The following is a 12,451-nucleotide window of genomic DNA, read 5'->3' as shown; positions in this document are numbered from 1 at the left end:
GCCTATCGAACCGCGTCTCAGGCGTAGCGCTCTTCGTCCCAGGGGTTCGCGGTGTTCGAGTACCCGCGTTTCTCCCAGTAGCCGCGCTCGGGTTCGGTGAGGAACTCGACGCCGTCCACCCACTTCGCGCCCTTGTACGCGTACCGGTGCGGCGTGACGACGCGGAGCGGGCCGCCGTGCTCGCGCGGCAGGGCGTCGCCGTCGAACGCCCACGCGAGCATGACCTCCTCGCGCATGCACTCCTCCAGCGGGAGGTTCGTCGTGTAGCCGTCGAGCGCGTGGAACATGACGTGGACGGCGTCGTCGTGGACGCCCACGAGGTCGGCGAGCGTCGGGAAGGTGACGCCGGTGAACTCGCAGTCGAGCTTCGACCAGCCCGTCACGCAGTGGAAGTCCTGCCGCTGGGTCTCGCTCTCGACCTCGGTCTCGAACTCGTCGAGCGAGAACGAGCGTTCGTCGTCGACGGCGCCCCAGACGTCGAGCGAGAACGACTCGGGGTCGTAGTCTGGCGTGCCGCTCTTCGAGAGCACGGGGAACTTCGACGTCTCGCGCTGGCCGGGTGGTACGCGCTCGCCGTCGAACTCCTCGTGGAGGTCCGTGACGTCCCTGACTGTCATCGCAGGAAGGTAGCGCGCCGAGGACCGTAGGCGTGACGGACCCGCGGCCGCTGCGTCGTCGCCGCGCCGCCCTCGCCCAGTGGGCCTCGTCCGTCCGGGGTCGCGCGGAGTGAACGAACCCGTTCATCGTCGGACACGAACGACGTCGAAAACGCGCCGAGTGGCCCTGAGGCGGCCTCCCACGGCGGATTCCCGTCCCCAACAGGCTTAAATACCCCCTTACCGATAGCCCCAATTACTGATGCCCAAGGTCGAGATAAACATCCCCGAGCATCTCGAGATGCAGATCACGCAGATGGTGGAGCAGGGCGAGTTCGTCAACCGCGACGAAGCCATCGAGGACCTCCTGGCGGCCGGACTGAAGGCGTACAAGACCAGCGGCCCGATGGACGACGAGGACGAGCGCCTCGAATCCGGCTTCGAGGACGACGGCATGATGGGTCACGACGACGAGTACGTCTTCTAACGCGCTTCTCACCGTCTCTCCGCACCGGCCTCGCCGACACCGGAGTACGGTGGCGGCAGCAACACCGCCGTCGGATGACGCGCGAGCAACGGACTCCAGTAGCTCCCGCACTCCGCGTCGACCACCCGCTCGCGAGGGACCCGTCGGGTTTTAGGCCCGCGCAACCGGACTCGTGCTCGATGCTCGACGACCACCCGCTCGCGACCGTGGAGACGTACGCGCTCGTCGCGCTCGGCGGGTTCGGCGGCGCGAACGCCCGATACGTCGTCGACGGTGCGTTCGGCGCGCTCTCCGCGACGCTCGCCGTGAACGTCCTCGGGAGCGCGCTCCTGGGGTTCCTGCTCTACGAGGAGGCGTACCTCGGCGTGTTCTCCGGGCCGATGCGGACCGCGGTCGGCACCGGGTTCCTCTCCTCGCTCACGACGTACTCGACGTTCGCCGTCCAGACCTATCGGGCCGCGCCGCTCGTCGCCGCGGGGAACGTCGCCGGGAACTACGCGCTCGGAGTCGCCGGCGTCCTCGTCGGCCGCCACGCCGCGCTCGTACTGGCACGGAGGACCGAGTCGTGAACGCAACACGGTCCGAGCCGGCTCGGAGGGCCGACGCGTGAACCCCGCGTCCCTCGTCGGACTCGGCGGCGCGCTCGGTGCGGTCGCGCGCCACGCCGTCTACGAGCGCGTCGACAACACCGCCGCGATTCCGCACGCGACGCTCACCGTGAACGTCCTCGGCAGCCTCGTCCTCGGATTCGTGACGGGCCTCGGCGCCGCGGGCGTCCTCGGCGGCGACGCGCTCCTGTTCGTCGGCACCGGCGCCTGCGGCGCGTTCACCACGTTCTCGACGTTCGCGTTCGAGACCGTCGACCGCCGGCAGCGCGGGACCCACGTCGCCGCCGCGAACGCCCTCGGGACCCTCGCGCTCGCGCTCGCCGCCGCCGCCCTCGGCCACTGGCTCGCGACCCTCGCGTGACACGGCCGCCGCTATCGGGCGTCGAGACCGCGAGAAGCCGACCGTGAACGGGTCCTGCCGGAACCCGGTTCGACCGGTTCAGAGGAGGAAGCCGACGCCGAACGTGAGCAGGAGTCCGACCGCGAGCACGACGGCACCGCGTGCGACCTGTCCGGTCGTGTACTCCTGCATCGGCGAGGTGACGCGCCCCTCGCTCGCCGCGTGATCGTGGTCGTCCTCGTGGTGAGAGTCGTCGCTCATACGTCGTGCTCCACACTGCCGGCACTTGACGATTGCCATCCGGCGCGACCGAGCGCGGGCATCGGTGCGTCGAGGTCTCCCCGGCGAGTCAGGCACTCGTCGGGACCGGGATGGGAGAGACGTCGAAGATGCCGAGGACGAGCCACGCGACGAACACCGCGTACGCTCCCAGGAGGAAGTACGCCTCCCTGTTCGACAGGTGGAGGTCGGTGCGGAGGAGCGTGAACAGGAACACCGTCGCGACGGTGAGCGCGGTCATCATCGGGACCGCGACGGCGAAGTCGATGACCACGGCGTCCCCGACCACCGCCGCAACGAGGATACCTGCCGGGACGGCGACGAGGAGGTCGAAGACGTTGCTCCCGAGGACGTTCGCGAGACTCGTCGCGGATTCCCCGGCCTTCGCCGCGCGGATTGACACGAGCGCGTCCGGGAGGCTCGTCCCCGCCGCGATGACCGTCATCCCCCACACCCAGAGGAGGTCCGGCGAGAACCGCGCCGCCGTGTACGTGATCCCGGAGACGAGCGCCTCCACCGAGAGCCCGATCGCCAGCAAGCTCACCGCGAGGAACGCCCACTGCTTCGCGACGTTCAGCTCCGCGGGCGGTGCCTCGGCGTCGTAGTCGCTCGTGTCCTGGTACTGGATGAAGAGGTAGAGCCCGTAGAGCGCGATGGGGAGGGCCGCGAGCGTCGGCGTCACCACCCCGCGGAACTCGCCGGGCGCGCCGTTGTAGATGACCGCGAGCGAGAACGTGATGAGGACGACCGCGACCGCCAGCATGTAGAACTGCGCCTCCTTGAAGACGATGTCGCGGTTCGCCTCCACGCGGTGGTCGACCGCGAGCGAGGAGAGCGCCGGGATGACGAGGATGTTGAAGATCGCGGAGCCGACGATGGCGCCGACACCGAGGCCGAACTCGCCGTGCAGCCACGTCGCGACGACGGCCGACGACAGCTCGGGGAACGACGACCCGACCGCGACGACGATGGCGCCGTGGACGACGGGCGGGAGCCCGTAGTACAGCGACAGGTTCGCCGCGGAGTGCTCCAGCCACTCGCTGGCCTTCCAGATGACCGCGAGCGACGCGATTACGAACACCGCGGCGACGGGAAGCGAGTTCACGAACGGACTCAGCAGCGACATCGTCGAACCCGAGGGGCGACCGTCGCAAGAACCTTGCCGTTCGACTCGGAGCGACCGCGGCGTCGCCAGCGGATTCATCGTCGTCGACGCGTCTCGCTCGGTGCCGGCTACGTCTCTCGGAGCAGTTCGCTCGCGCGTTCCGCGACCGCGTCCCGGAACGAGCCGAGGGCGAACCCACGGCCCGTGGCGGTCCCACCGCCCGACGGCTCGTCCAGCAGCCAGTCGTGCTCCTCGCGGTAGATTGCGGCGAGCAAGCGGTCGTAGACGGTGTCGAAGGACAGCGGGCGGTCGCGCTCGCGGACGGTGCGGGCGACGCGCTCGAACCGCTCCGCGGTCACGGTTCGGGCCGCGGCCTCGGATGCGTCCGCGACCTCGCGGTCGCGTTCGCGAGCCGACTCGGGCGCGTCGCCGCGGATGGCGAGCCGTTCGCCCGTCTTCTTCCGGACGACGACGCCCGCGGCCGCACCGTCGTACCACTCTGAGGGCGGCAGCGACTCGTCCGCGAACCCGTAGTCGCGGACGTGGACCTCCTTCCGGAGGACGTTCACCGGGTCGAGGCCGAACGCGTCGAACGCGCGCTCGGCCGCCTCGACGCGCAGGAGCGCCTCGCGGTCCGCGTCCCAGACGTCGACGCCGAGCACCGACGGCGTCCGCCCCCACTCGTAGGGATAGCCCGCGTGGTGGGTGGCGACGCCGAAGAACGTCACCGACTCGACGTCCTCGACCGCGGCCCGGAGCGCGCTCGCGTCCAGCGACTCGCGGACGTACTTGACTGCGTGCCGGAACCGAAGCGGCGCCTCGTCGGGCGCGAACTCGCGTCGGCGCGTCCCCACGCGGAGCGCGCCCGACGCCCGTAACTGGAAGCGGAAGAGCTCTCCCGCGACCAACTCCTGCACCCAGAGGTGCCCGCCGTCGTCAGCGAACCCTGGCAGGACCTCGGTCGCCGCCGGAACCCCGGGATAGCGCTCCATCGAACTGCGCGGACCGACGCACCCCGGGTACTTGTATAGTAGCGTTTGCAGCCCTTTTCGGGCATGACTCTCGGTATTAGACGTGGCAGCCCAACGGGTCCATCTGTACGAAACGAGCGGGAAGAGGATCGCAAACGCAACTATAGGTTCCACGCTCCCCGGGACAGGACCTGCCGCGGTCCGCCCCGGGCCGTCGCGATGGGCTGTCGCGAGCGGACGCCTTTTGTCCGACGCCCTCCGACGTGGAGGTAGTAACCGTGACTCTCACGAAGCGCGTCATCCCCTGCATCGACGTCGACCTCGACGAGAACGGCGACCCCGCGGTGTACACGGGCGTGAACTTCGAGGACCTCGAGTACACCGGCGACCCCGTCGAGATGGCCAAGCGGTACAACGAAGCCGGCGCGGACGAGTTCGTGTTCCTCGACATCACCGCGAGCGCCGACGGCCGCGAGACGATGCTCGACACCGTCTCCGCGGTCGCCGACGAGGTGTTCATCCCGCTCACCGTCGGCGGCGGCATCCGCACCAAGGACGACATCAAAGAGACGCTGCGCGCCGGCGCGGACAAGGTCTCCATCAACTCCGGCGCCATCGCGAACCCCGACCTCATCGACGCGGGCGCCAGAGCGTTCGGCAACCAGTGCATCGTCATCAGCGTCGACGCACGCCGCCGGTTCGACGACGAGGGCGAGCACTACGTCGACGTCGACGGCGAATCCTGCTGGTTCGAGTGCACTGTCAAAGGCGGGCGCGAAGGCACCGGGCTCGACGTCGTCGAATGGGCGCGCGAAGCCGAATCCCGCGGCGCCGGCGAGCTGTTCGTGAACTCCATCGACGCCGACGGCACCAAGGACGGCTACGACATCCCGCTCACGAAAGCCGTCTGCGACAACGTCACCACGCCCGTCATCGCGTCCTCGGGCTGCGGGAGTCCCGACGACATGTACGACGTGTTCACCGACGCCGACGCCGACGCCGCGCTCGCCGCGAGCATCTTCCACTTCGACGAGTACAGCGTCGAGGAGTGCAAGGCGCGCCTCGACGAACGCGGTATCCCGATGCGTCGCTGACGACCGAGGGACCGTAGAAGCCGTCTCCGAGGTATCGACCTCGCGCGTCGCGACGAGAACGCCGCCGGCTCAGGCTGCCGCGTCGTCGAACGCGGCCGTCAGCGCCGCCGTCTTCCCCTGGATGTCCGCCGCGGCCGCCTCCAGTTCCTCGAGCGGGTCCGCGCCGTTCTCGGTCTTGATGGTCAGGATCGGCTCGGTCTGGCCACCGGACTGCTCGGGGTTCATGTCGTACGTCGCCGCGCCGACGTTCTCCGCCTCCAGGAGCGCCCCCTTCAGGACGTTCATGAACGTGTGGTCCTCGCCCGCGATCTCGATGGAGAGTTCGTCCTCCGTGTTCTCGATGACCCGCAGTTCCATACTCCCCAGTACCCGGGACGTGCGTTTACAGGTTTCGGAACGGGCCGCCGCCCTCGACGTCGATATCGCTCTCGTCGCGAGTTCGTTCCGTCGTCGAGGCAGTGACGTACGGCGTCTTTCGCAAGCCGACGATATTCTGTCGGCGTCGACCGAACGCTTTTCTTCCGCGGCGTCGGTACCTTTGACGATGACCAACGACGCGCTCACCTTTCTCGCGGACTCACCGGTCCGCTCGCGCGTGCTGGGGGCACTGCAGTCGCTCGGTCCGTCCCGTCCGAGTGAACTACGCGACGAACTCGACGTCTCCCGGGCGACCGTCCACCGGAACCTCTCCGCACTCACCGACCGCGGCTGGGTGCGACAGGACGACGACGGCTACCACGTCACGACCGCCGGCGTCCTCGTCCACGGTCACTTCGAGCACTTCCAGGCCGGTATCGAGACCGTCGACAGATTCCAGGCGCTACTCGAAGCGGTCCCTCCCGAAGGCGTCCCGCCGCTCGACGTTCTGGCGAACGCCGAACTCGTCACGACCACCCAGGACAAACCACACGCGCCGGTCATGCGCTACGTCGAGGAGCTCACCGCCAGCGACACCGGCCACGTCCACGGCCTCACGCCGGTCCGCAGCGACATGTTCGACCTCGGGCACGACCAGCTCCTCCAGGCGGGCGTCGAGACCGAACTCGTCCTCCCCAGGGACGTGCTCGAAGCGGAGCGACGAGACGCTGGTGACGAGTTCGGGGAGACGCTCACCACAGACGGGTTCTCGCTGTTCGTCCTCGAAGACGACCCCGGGTTCGGACTGACGGTACTGGACGATAGCGCGTTCGTCGGCGGGTACGGACCGGACAATCAGTTGGTAGCACTCGCGTACGCCACTGACGACTCGTTCGTGTCGTGGGCAGCCGACACGTTCGAGTCGACGCGGTCGAGGGCTGCTCGCGTCCCGGGCGAGCAGGCCGAGGTGGACGAATCCACTCGGCCCGATTGAGACGACAATCAGGGCAGATTCCAGCGTGGGGACCCCGGCCACGGGGCGGGGGCAATGCACCGCGGCCGGAGGCGTCTACACATACGGGGTACTACTGGAAGTATGTACGCCACGAAACGTGTCGCAACCCCTGAAACACCGTCGTCGGGGCGGACGGTTCCACCGCAACCACCAGGAGATATATTTCGGTGGTTGGTCGCGGTTACCAGGTGCCGTGGAACGTGTCGAAGGAGAGGTCCTCGAGCGGCTTGTTCCCGACCGCGATCTCGTACTCGCCGGGGGTCAGCATCGGCTTGTGGAACTGCGGGCCGTCGTCGGTCGTGATACGCGGACAGCCCGTGTTCACGAACGCGTCCATGTCGAAGTTCCGGAGTCGGTCCGGCGTCACCTCGTCCATCGTGATGAGGTACGCGTCGTCGTTGTCCTCCAGGATGGCCTCGGCCTGGTCGAAGCGACCCTGCCCGATCTTCGTGCAGAAGATGACGCCCCACTTCTCCGCGTCCATCGCGCGATGGACGGCGCCGTAGCGCTGCTTCATGAACTTCTCCGTGTCCGCGATCGTCACCACGTTGTTCACGGGGTCCGCGATGACGACCTTCTTGTCGGGGTGCTCCATCGCGAGCCCGAGCGGGTGGAACTTCCCACCGCCGACGTAGAGGATGGTGTCGGCGTCGACGTCAGCGCTCGCGTAGTTGCACCCGAGCACCTGCCCTTCGTGGGTCAGGCGGTCGTCGCCGCGGCGCGTATGGACCTCGTACCCGCGGTCCTCGAGCCACTCGCTCATGTCGCCGAACAGGTTCATGTGCTGGGCGGTCGTCACGAGCCCGACCTCGTCGTCGACGTCGGGGTCCGGGAGTTCTTCGAGGGACTCCTCCATGATGGGTTCGACGTCCACGTTCGAGAACAGCGGCACGTAGATGATCTTGTCCGATTCCTTCATCGGCGAGTGCCCGAAGTGCACGAACACGTCGGTCCGCCGCATCAGGAACGTGTCCAGGTCGCACGCGCCGTAGCACGGCTGGCCGGACAGCATGATGGTGACGTCGTCGGGAACGAGCTCGCGGAGGTCGTCGGCGACGGCCGGGCCTCGTCGCTTCAGGCCCTCGGGGAACTGGAGGCCGACCTTCTTCGCGTCCCGGTCGTGGACCGCGTCGACGATGCGGTCCAGCTCGTAGTCCCACTCGCGGTCGTGCTTCAGGGACATCCCGGTATTCCGGAGGTCGCCTTCGGAGTACGACTCTTGACTCATTGACCCGTCGTAGCCGGCACGGACGGTTAACTCGTACGGTTCCCGGACTTCGAGGCGGGACGCGGAGCGTCCGGTCGGGTGACGGAGCGGAACGCGGCGGTCCAGTCCGTGGGGGAGAAGTCGGTCTGGACGGCGCGCGCGTCACGGGCGAGCCCGGCGACCCGCCGAGCGAGTGCGTGCGAGGAATCGCCGTTCGTCGCGGCTTCGGCGGCGGCCTCGGAGAACGCGGCGACGCGACGCGTGTAGTCGGCTCGGCTCACGGCACCCTCGACCGCGTCGGCAACCGCGGGCGCGGTCGCGGAGGTCGACAGTCGCTCGTCCGGGACGGCTTCGAGCGCGTCCGTGTCGTCCGCGAGCAGGACGTTTGGTCGGACGACACCGGGTGGCGTGGTCGCGGCCAGGACGACGTCGACGACCCGCGTCGGGTAGTCACCGACGAGCACGACGTCGGCGTGTCGGATGCGGTCGACGGCCCGGACGCCGTCGTCGGCCGTCCGAACGTCGTGACCGTGTGCCGATACGGCCTCCACGATCAGCTGGCGACGCTCTGACGGCGGCATCGCCACCAGAACCGTCGCGTCTTTCTCGCCCATCTCGACTGGTACTCGCCCCCCGACGGTATTGAAGGGGGTTCTCCGTTCAGTCGGTTCATTCACCGTTCAAACCGTTCAAACCTTCGTTCAACCGGGTCGAACCGCCGAAACTGGGTCCCGTCCCGGCAATCGACGTCGTTCGCCGCATGTGAACTTGTGGCGGGGGTTCGGCGCGAGAGCGGCTCGCGGCTTCCGGCAAGTTGAAACGCGTCCGGTCCAAGTCTCGACCATGAGCGTTGAGACCGACCGCGATTCGACGACGACGGAGAGCGTGGAGGCGCTCGGGCGGGAACTCGGTGCCGCCATCACGGAACTGAACGAGTACCAGCGGTTCGAGGACGCGAAGGCGGCGGTCGAGGCCAGCGAGGACGCGCAGTCGAAGATCGACGAGTTCGAACAGATCCGCCAGGAGTTCATGCTCGCGCGCCAGACGGGCGAGGCGACGCAGGCGGACCTCCAGAAGGTTCAGGACGCGCAGGCGGAGCTCCACGAGATGCCGGTGATGGCGGAGTATCTGAACGCGCAGAACGAACTGGACGCGCGTCTGGAGGCCGTGAACGAGGCGATCAGCGACCAGCTCATCGTCGACTTCGGCGAGGAAGCGGGCGGCTGCTGTCAGGACTGACCGCGAACGCCACCCGACGCCAGGGGGACGACTCTCGGCGTCGAGCAGGTGAATCTCGGCAACGGGCAGGTGATTCTCGGCGTCGAGTAGGCGACCCTCGACGTGCGGCGATGGCTGGGATGGTGGGTTCGCGCGAGCGTTCGCCGGACTCCAAAGGTACTTTTCGCTCGCCACCGCCGGTTCTCGTATGTTCGTTCTCGTGAACCTGAAGGCGTACCCGTGCGATCACCTCGAAGTAGCGCGTGCTGCGGCGGACGTCGCGGACGATACGGGCGTCCGCGTCGGCGTCGCGCCGCAGGCCGCGCACCTGTCCGCGGTCGCGGAGACGGGCGTCGAGACGTGGGCGCAGCACGTGTCGCCGAACGACTACGGGAGTCACACCGGGAGTACGCTCGCGGAAGCGGCGGCTGACGCCGGGGCGACCGGGACGCTCCTGAATCACTCGGAGAACCGCCTGAAGCTCGCGGACGTCGACGGGTCGCTTCGCGCGGCCGACCGCGCCGGGCTGGAGACGTGCGTCTGCGCGAACAATCCCGCGCAGATCGGTGCGGCGGCGGCGCTCGGCCCGGACGCGGTCGCGGTCGAACCACCCGAACTCATCGGGACCGGGACGCCGGTCAGTCAGGCGGACCCGGACGTCGTGACGGGTGCGGTGGACGCGGCGGCCGCGGTCGACGAGTCCGTGGACGTGTTCTGCGGCGCCGGTATCTCGACAGGTGACGACGTGACGTCGGCGGCCGACCTCGGCGCGACGGGCGTCCTCCTGGCGAGCGGTGTCGCGAAGGCCGACGACCCGGAGGCGGCGCTGAGAGACCTCGTCTCGGGCGCACACTGACTTAATTTCATAACTTAGATAAAGCAATAATTAAGGTGGTCGGGGTCGTTCGTCCGGCCGATGCAGACTCAGGACGTCCTCGCTCGACTGAAGCGAGCGACCACCGACCGCGTCTCCAGGACCCGCGACGACCGGAGCGTCGGTGCCGCCCCCGAGTTCGTCCTCGGCGACACCTGCCAGAACTGCGCGCGCGACAACCTCGCCGCCGCCGTCGAGGACCGCGCACTCGTCCCCGACGAACCGGTCGACGAACGGAATCAGGTGACGCTCTGCGACGACTGTCACGCGGACGCCCCGAGCGAAGCCGCCGCGACCGCCGACGCCACCACCGGCTCCGGGCGGTCGTTCGAACCCTGCGCGAACCGCGCTCACGCCGTGGATACTGACGCCATCCGTGCCCGCGACGACCATCGGTGTCGCGGCTGCGGCGTCCGCGAGCACATCGTCGTCGGCGACGACCTCCACGTCCACCCCGTCGTCCCCATCGACGCCGCCGGCTACCGGCACGCGTACAACTACGTCAGCCTCTGCCCGACGTGCCACAGTCGACTGCACGACTGACCACCGGCCAGCGGGACCGGCGTCCCCACGACTGACCATCAGCCAGTGCCAGCACGCGAGAACAGACATATTAGGGACCGCCACGATTCGGACAGCATGATAGACGAGACGGTCTACGTGACCCACGGGCCTGCGGACCTCTCGCTCGCTCAGGACCTCTTCTCGACCATCCGGAACTTCCCGTTCACCGTCCACGTCGCGATGGAGGAACTCGAATCCGGGCGCTCCCGGAGCGAACTCGGCGGCCGCATCGCGAACGCGGACGTCGTCGTCGCGCTGTTCACCGAGGACGGCGCCACCGACGCGTGGCTCAACCAGGAGGTCGGGTACGCGGTCGCGAAGGGCGTCCCGGTCCTGCCCGTCTACGAGTCGCCGGCGGCCCGCGGCGGGTACGTCGCGGACACCGAGGGCGTCGAACTGGAGCGCGACGCCCTCCCCGTCACCGTCTTCAACCTCGTCTGTCGTCTCCGCGCGGCACTCGCCCCGCTCGGCGCGCTCTCGGTCCCGAACTGGTTCCTCCGGTTCCCCTGCAGCCTCGACGGCTGCGACGGCACCGTCACCATCGAGGTCGAACGCAGCCAGAAGGAGCTCTGGCGGATGCACGAACACAACCAGCCCGTCCGCCAGGACTGCACGACGTGTAACTCCTCGTACTTCTTCGACGCCGGCACGTTCGGGTTCCTGCACCGCGAAGACGGTGCACTCCCCGCCGACGAGTGACCGCACGACCATCGAGCGTCAGTCAGTGAGGACCGCACGACCGTCGGGCGTCAGTCCGTGAGTCGTTCGTACGCGCGTTGGACGCGCCGGAACGCCTCCCGACTCCCGTCCTCGCGGTCCGGATGCACGTCCTTGATGCGCGAGAGGTACGCGTCCCGGACCACGGCCTCGGCGCGACCCGGGTCGACGTCCAGAATCGCGTACGCCTCCGCCCGCCGCATCCGTACCTCGCGGACGACGCCGTTCCGGCGAGCACGGTCCTTGCACGGCGGACAGAACTCCTCGACGCGGTCGGTGGCCGTCACCACCTCGAACAGTTCGACGTCTACCCAGTCACCGCACTGGTCGCATATCGACGGCGTCTCCGCGAGCGCCGTCTCCTCGACGTCGGCCGCGTCGACCGCCTCGACTGCCTCTTCATCGCTGTCCGCGTCGGGCACGCCCGCTTCGCCCGCGCCGTCCGCGTCGGAGTCCGCGCGCTCGGTGTCGGCGTCTGCGCGCTCGGCGTCGCGCGCGTTGTCGTCCGCGTTCTCTCCGAACGCGTCGGCGTCACTCGTCGTGCGAGCGGCGGCACGGGCGTACGACGCGCACTCCTCGCAGCACGCGACGGTCGTCCCGTCGTCCAACTCCACCGCCGTCATGTCGTTCACGTCGAAGCGCTCCCCACACCCCGAGCAGTCCCCGCGGTGGCCGTCGACGCTCGTCCGCCGCGACATCGACTCAGCGTGCTCGCGGCAGTCCTCGCAGACCGCGACCGTCCCGTCGTCCGGGAGCGCCACCGTCTCGAACTCGTCGACCGGACGCGTCGTCCCGCATCCCTCGCACTCGCCGCGCTGGCGCGCGACCGCTGTCGGGTCGTCGTCGGCGACCGACTCCGCGTGCTCGCGGCACTCCGGACAGCACACGGCGTGCTCGTCGCCGGGGAGCGATACCGCGACGAGCTCCTCGACGGGGAGTGAACGCCCACAGCCGTCACAGCCGCGTCGGTCGACGACAGCCATCACCTACACGTTACGGTTCGACCCATATTAGTTTTC

General features: G+C 68.7%; 17 protein-coding genes. 9 read left to right on the top strand and 8 right to left on the bottom strand.

The genetic code is table 11. The annotated features are described in order from the left end of the window. Nucleotides 1–17: 17 nt before the first annotated feature. Nucleotides 18–617 carry a sulfite oxidase-like oxidoreductase gene (locus tag SM754_RS11350; protein WP_323676350.1) on the bottom strand — a complete coding sequence of 200 codons (600 nt, stop codon included), beginning with the start codon at nucleotides 615–617 and terminating at the stop codon, nucleotides 18–20. 241 nt (nucleotides 618–858) lie between these two features. Between SM754_RS11350 and SM754_RS11345 the strand changes: the two genes are divergently transcribed. The 3 genes from SM754_RS11345 to crcB all read left to right on the top strand — a co-directional run bounded on the left by SM754_RS11345 (nucleotide 859) and on the right by crcB (nucleotide 2,052). Further along, a complete protein-coding gene (locus SM754_RS11345) occupies nucleotides 859–1,083 on the top strand; it encodes a ribbon-helix-helix domain-containing protein (protein ID WP_166036525.1) in 225 nt (74 codons plus the stop codon). Nucleotides 1,084–1,262: 179 nt separating this feature from the next. Next, the gene (locus SM754_RS11340; RefSeq protein WP_323676349.1) at nucleotides 1,263–1,652 is read left to right on the top strand and encodes a CrcB family protein; all 390 of its coding nucleotides are present in this window, start codon (nucleotides 1,263–1,265) and stop codon (nucleotides 1,650–1,652) included. Between the two features lie 37 nt (nucleotides 1,653–1,689). Beyond that, a complete protein-coding gene (gene crcB, locus SM754_RS11335) occupies nucleotides 1,690–2,052 on the top strand; it encodes a fluoride efflux transporter CrcB (protein WP_323676348.1) in 363 nt (120 codons plus the stop codon). A 78-nt stretch (nucleotides 2,053–2,130) separates the two neighbouring features. Here the strand turns inward: crcB and SM754_RS11330 are convergent, their stop codons facing one another. From SM754_RS11330 to SM754_RS11320, 3 genes are all read right to left on the bottom strand, one after another. Next, nucleotides 2,131–2,292: a DUF7550 family protein gene (locus SM754_RS11330; protein ID WP_323676347.1), complete on the bottom strand. Its 162-nt coding sequence runs from the start codon at nucleotides 2,290–2,292 to the stop codon at nucleotides 2,131–2,133. An 88-nt stretch (nucleotides 2,293–2,380) separates the two neighbouring features. Beyond that, nucleotides 2,381–3,436 (bottom strand): sodium:calcium antiporter, encoded by a 1,056-nt coding sequence (locus tag SM754_RS11325; protein WP_323676346.1) that lies wholly within the window; start codon nucleotides 3,434–3,436, stop codon nucleotides 2,381–2,383. 107 nt (nucleotides 3,437–3,543) lie between these two features. Next, a complete protein-coding gene (locus SM754_RS11320) occupies nucleotides 3,544–4,407 on the bottom strand; it encodes a hypothetical protein (protein WP_323676345.1) in 864 nt (287 codons plus the stop codon). 257 nt (nucleotides 4,408–4,664) lie between these two features. Between SM754_RS11320 and hisF the strand changes: the two genes are divergently transcribed. Continuing rightward, nucleotides 4,665–5,480 (top strand): imidazole glycerol phosphate synthase subunit HisF, encoded by an 816-nt coding sequence (hisF, locus tag SM754_RS11315; RefSeq protein WP_323676344.1) that lies wholly within the window; start codon nucleotides 4,665–4,667, stop codon nucleotides 5,478–5,480. A 69-nt stretch (nucleotides 5,481–5,549) separates the two neighbouring features. On the opposite strand, the gene SM754_RS11310 is transcribed toward hisF, so the two are convergent. Beyond that, on the bottom strand, nucleotides 5,550–5,837 hold the full coding sequence (locus SM754_RS11310; protein WP_323676343.1) for a DNA-directed RNA polymerase subunit L: 288 nt from the start codon (nucleotides 5,835–5,837) through the stop codon (nucleotides 5,550–5,552). Nucleotides 5,838–6,024: 187 nt separating this feature from the next. Here SM754_RS11310 and SM754_RS11305 point away from each other — a divergent pair, with 187 nt between their 5' ends. Continuing rightward, nucleotides 6,025–6,831, top strand: a complete 807-nt coding sequence (locus tag SM754_RS11305) for a helix-turn-helix transcriptional regulator (protein ID WP_323676342.1) — start codon at nucleotides 6,025–6,027, stop codon at nucleotides 6,829–6,831. Between the two features lie 202 nt (nucleotides 6,832–7,033). Here SM754_RS11305 and dph2 read toward each other — a convergent pair whose 3' ends face one another. Together dph2 and SM754_RS11295 are read right to left on the bottom strand one after the other, a co-directional pair. Further along, nucleotides 7,034–8,080: a diphthamide biosynthesis enzyme Dph2 gene (dph2, locus tag SM754_RS11300; RefSeq protein ID WP_323676341.1), complete on the bottom strand. Its 1,047-nt coding sequence runs from the start codon at nucleotides 8,078–8,080 to the stop codon at nucleotides 7,034–7,036. A gap of 26 nt (nucleotides 8,081–8,106) precedes the next feature. Further along, complete coding sequence (locus SM754_RS11295) at nucleotides 8,107–8,673, bottom strand: ANTAR domain-containing protein (RefSeq protein WP_323676340.1); 567 nt, start codon at nucleotides 8,671–8,673, stop codon at nucleotides 8,107–8,109. Between the two features lie 229 nt (nucleotides 8,674–8,902). On the opposite strand from SM754_RS11295, the gene SM754_RS11290 reads away from it, so the two are divergent. The 4 genes from SM754_RS11290 (at nucleotide 8,903) to SM754_RS11275 (ending at nucleotide 11,414) form a co-directional block, all read left to right on the top strand. Beyond that, nucleotides 8,903–9,298, top strand: a complete 396-nt coding sequence (locus SM754_RS11290; protein ID WP_323676339.1) for a YlbF/YmcA family competence regulator — start codon at nucleotides 8,903–8,905, stop codon at nucleotides 9,296–9,298. A 187-nt stretch (nucleotides 9,299–9,485) separates the two neighbouring features. Next, the gene (gene tpiA / locus SM754_RS11285; RefSeq protein WP_323676338.1) at nucleotides 9,486–10,133 is read left to right on the top strand and encodes a triose-phosphate isomerase; all 648 of its coding nucleotides are present in this window, start codon (nucleotides 9,486–9,488) and stop codon (nucleotides 10,131–10,133) included. 60 nt (nucleotides 10,134–10,193) lie between these two features. Then, nucleotides 10,194–10,694: an HNH endonuclease gene (locus tag SM754_RS11280; RefSeq protein WP_323676337.1), complete on the top strand. Its 501-nt coding sequence runs from the start codon at nucleotides 10,194–10,196 to the stop codon at nucleotides 10,692–10,694. A gap of 96 nt (nucleotides 10,695–10,790) precedes the next feature. Further along, a complete protein-coding gene (locus SM754_RS11275) occupies nucleotides 10,791–11,414 on the top strand; it encodes a toll/interleukin-1 receptor domain-containing protein (RefSeq protein WP_323676336.1) in 624 nt (207 codons plus the stop codon). Nucleotides 11,415–11,464: 50 nt separating this feature from the next. Here SM754_RS11275 and SM754_RS11270 read toward each other — a convergent pair whose 3' ends face one another. After that, nucleotides 11,465–12,415, bottom strand: a complete 951-nt coding sequence (locus SM754_RS11270) for a J domain-containing protein (RefSeq protein ID WP_323676335.1) — start codon at nucleotides 12,413–12,415, stop codon at nucleotides 11,465–11,467. Between the last annotated feature and the right edge of the window lie 36 nt (nucleotides 12,416–12,451).

This window comes from Halorubellus amylolyticus (assembly GCF_034808145.1).
GTDB lineage: Archaea > Halobacteriota > Halobacteria > Halobacteriales > Natrialbaceae > Halorubellus.
Note: the sequence above shows the minus strand (reverse complement) of the source record. Positions and strands in the feature narration are given on the sequence as shown.

What these genes read in the sequence shown, in the direction of transcription:
- SM754_RS11350 (WP_323676350.1), bottom strand. Translation starts at nt 617, where the DNA reads ATGACAGTCAGGGACGTCACGGACCTCCACGAGGAGTTCGACGGCGAG.
- SM754_RS11345 (WP_166036525.1), top strand. Translation starts at nt 859, where the DNA reads ATGCCCAAGGTCGAGATAAACATCCCCGAGCATCTCGAGATGCAGATC.
- SM754_RS11340 (WP_323676349.1), top strand. Translation starts at nt 1,263, where the DNA reads ATGCTCGACGACCACCCGCTCGCGACCGTGGAGACGTACGCGCTCGTC.
- SM754_RS11330 (WP_323676347.1), bottom strand. Translation starts at nt 2,292, where the DNA reads ATGAGCGACGACTCTCACCACGAGGACGACCACGATCACGCGGCGAGC.
- SM754_RS11325 (WP_323676346.1), bottom strand. Translation starts at nt 3,436, where the DNA reads ATGTCGCTGCTGAGTCCGTTCGTGAACTCGCTTCCCGTCGCCGCGGTG.
- SM754_RS11320 (WP_323676345.1), bottom strand. Translation starts at nt 4,407, where the DNA reads ATGGAGCGCTATCCCGGGGTTCCGGCGGCGACCGAGGTCCTGCCAGGG.
- SM754_RS11310 (WP_323676343.1), bottom strand. Translation starts at nt 5,837, where the DNA reads ATGGAACTGCGGGTCATCGAGAACACGGAGGACGAACTCTCCATCGAG.
- SM754_RS11305 (WP_323676342.1), top strand. Translation starts at nt 6,025, where the DNA reads ATGACCAACGACGCGCTCACCTTTCTCGCGGACTCACCGGTCCGCTCG.
- dph2 (WP_323676341.1), bottom strand. Translation starts at nt 8,080, where the DNA reads ATGAGTCAAGAGTCGTACTCCGAAGGCGACCTCCGGAATACCGGGATG.
- SM754_RS11295 (WP_323676340.1), bottom strand. Translation starts at nt 8,673, where the DNA reads ATGGGCGAGAAAGACGCGACGGTTCTGGTGGCGATGCCGCCGTCAGAG.
- SM754_RS11290 (WP_323676339.1), top strand. Translation starts at nt 8,903, where the DNA reads ATGAGCGTTGAGACCGACCGCGATTCGACGACGACGGAGAGCGTGGAG.
- tpiA (WP_323676338.1), top strand. Translation starts at nt 9,486, where the DNA reads ATGTTCGTTCTCGTGAACCTGAAGGCGTACCCGTGCGATCACCTCGAA.
- SM754_RS11280 (WP_323676337.1), top strand. Translation starts at nt 10,194, where the DNA reads ATGCAGACTCAGGACGTCCTCGCTCGACTGAAGCGAGCGACCACCGAC.
- SM754_RS11275 (WP_323676336.1), top strand. Translation starts at nt 10,791, where the DNA reads ATGATAGACGAGACGGTCTACGTGACCCACGGGCCTGCGGACCTCTCG.
- SM754_RS11270 (WP_323676335.1), bottom strand. Translation starts at nt 12,415, where the DNA reads ATGGCTGTCGTCGACCGACGCGGCTGTGACGGCTGTGGGCGTTCACTC.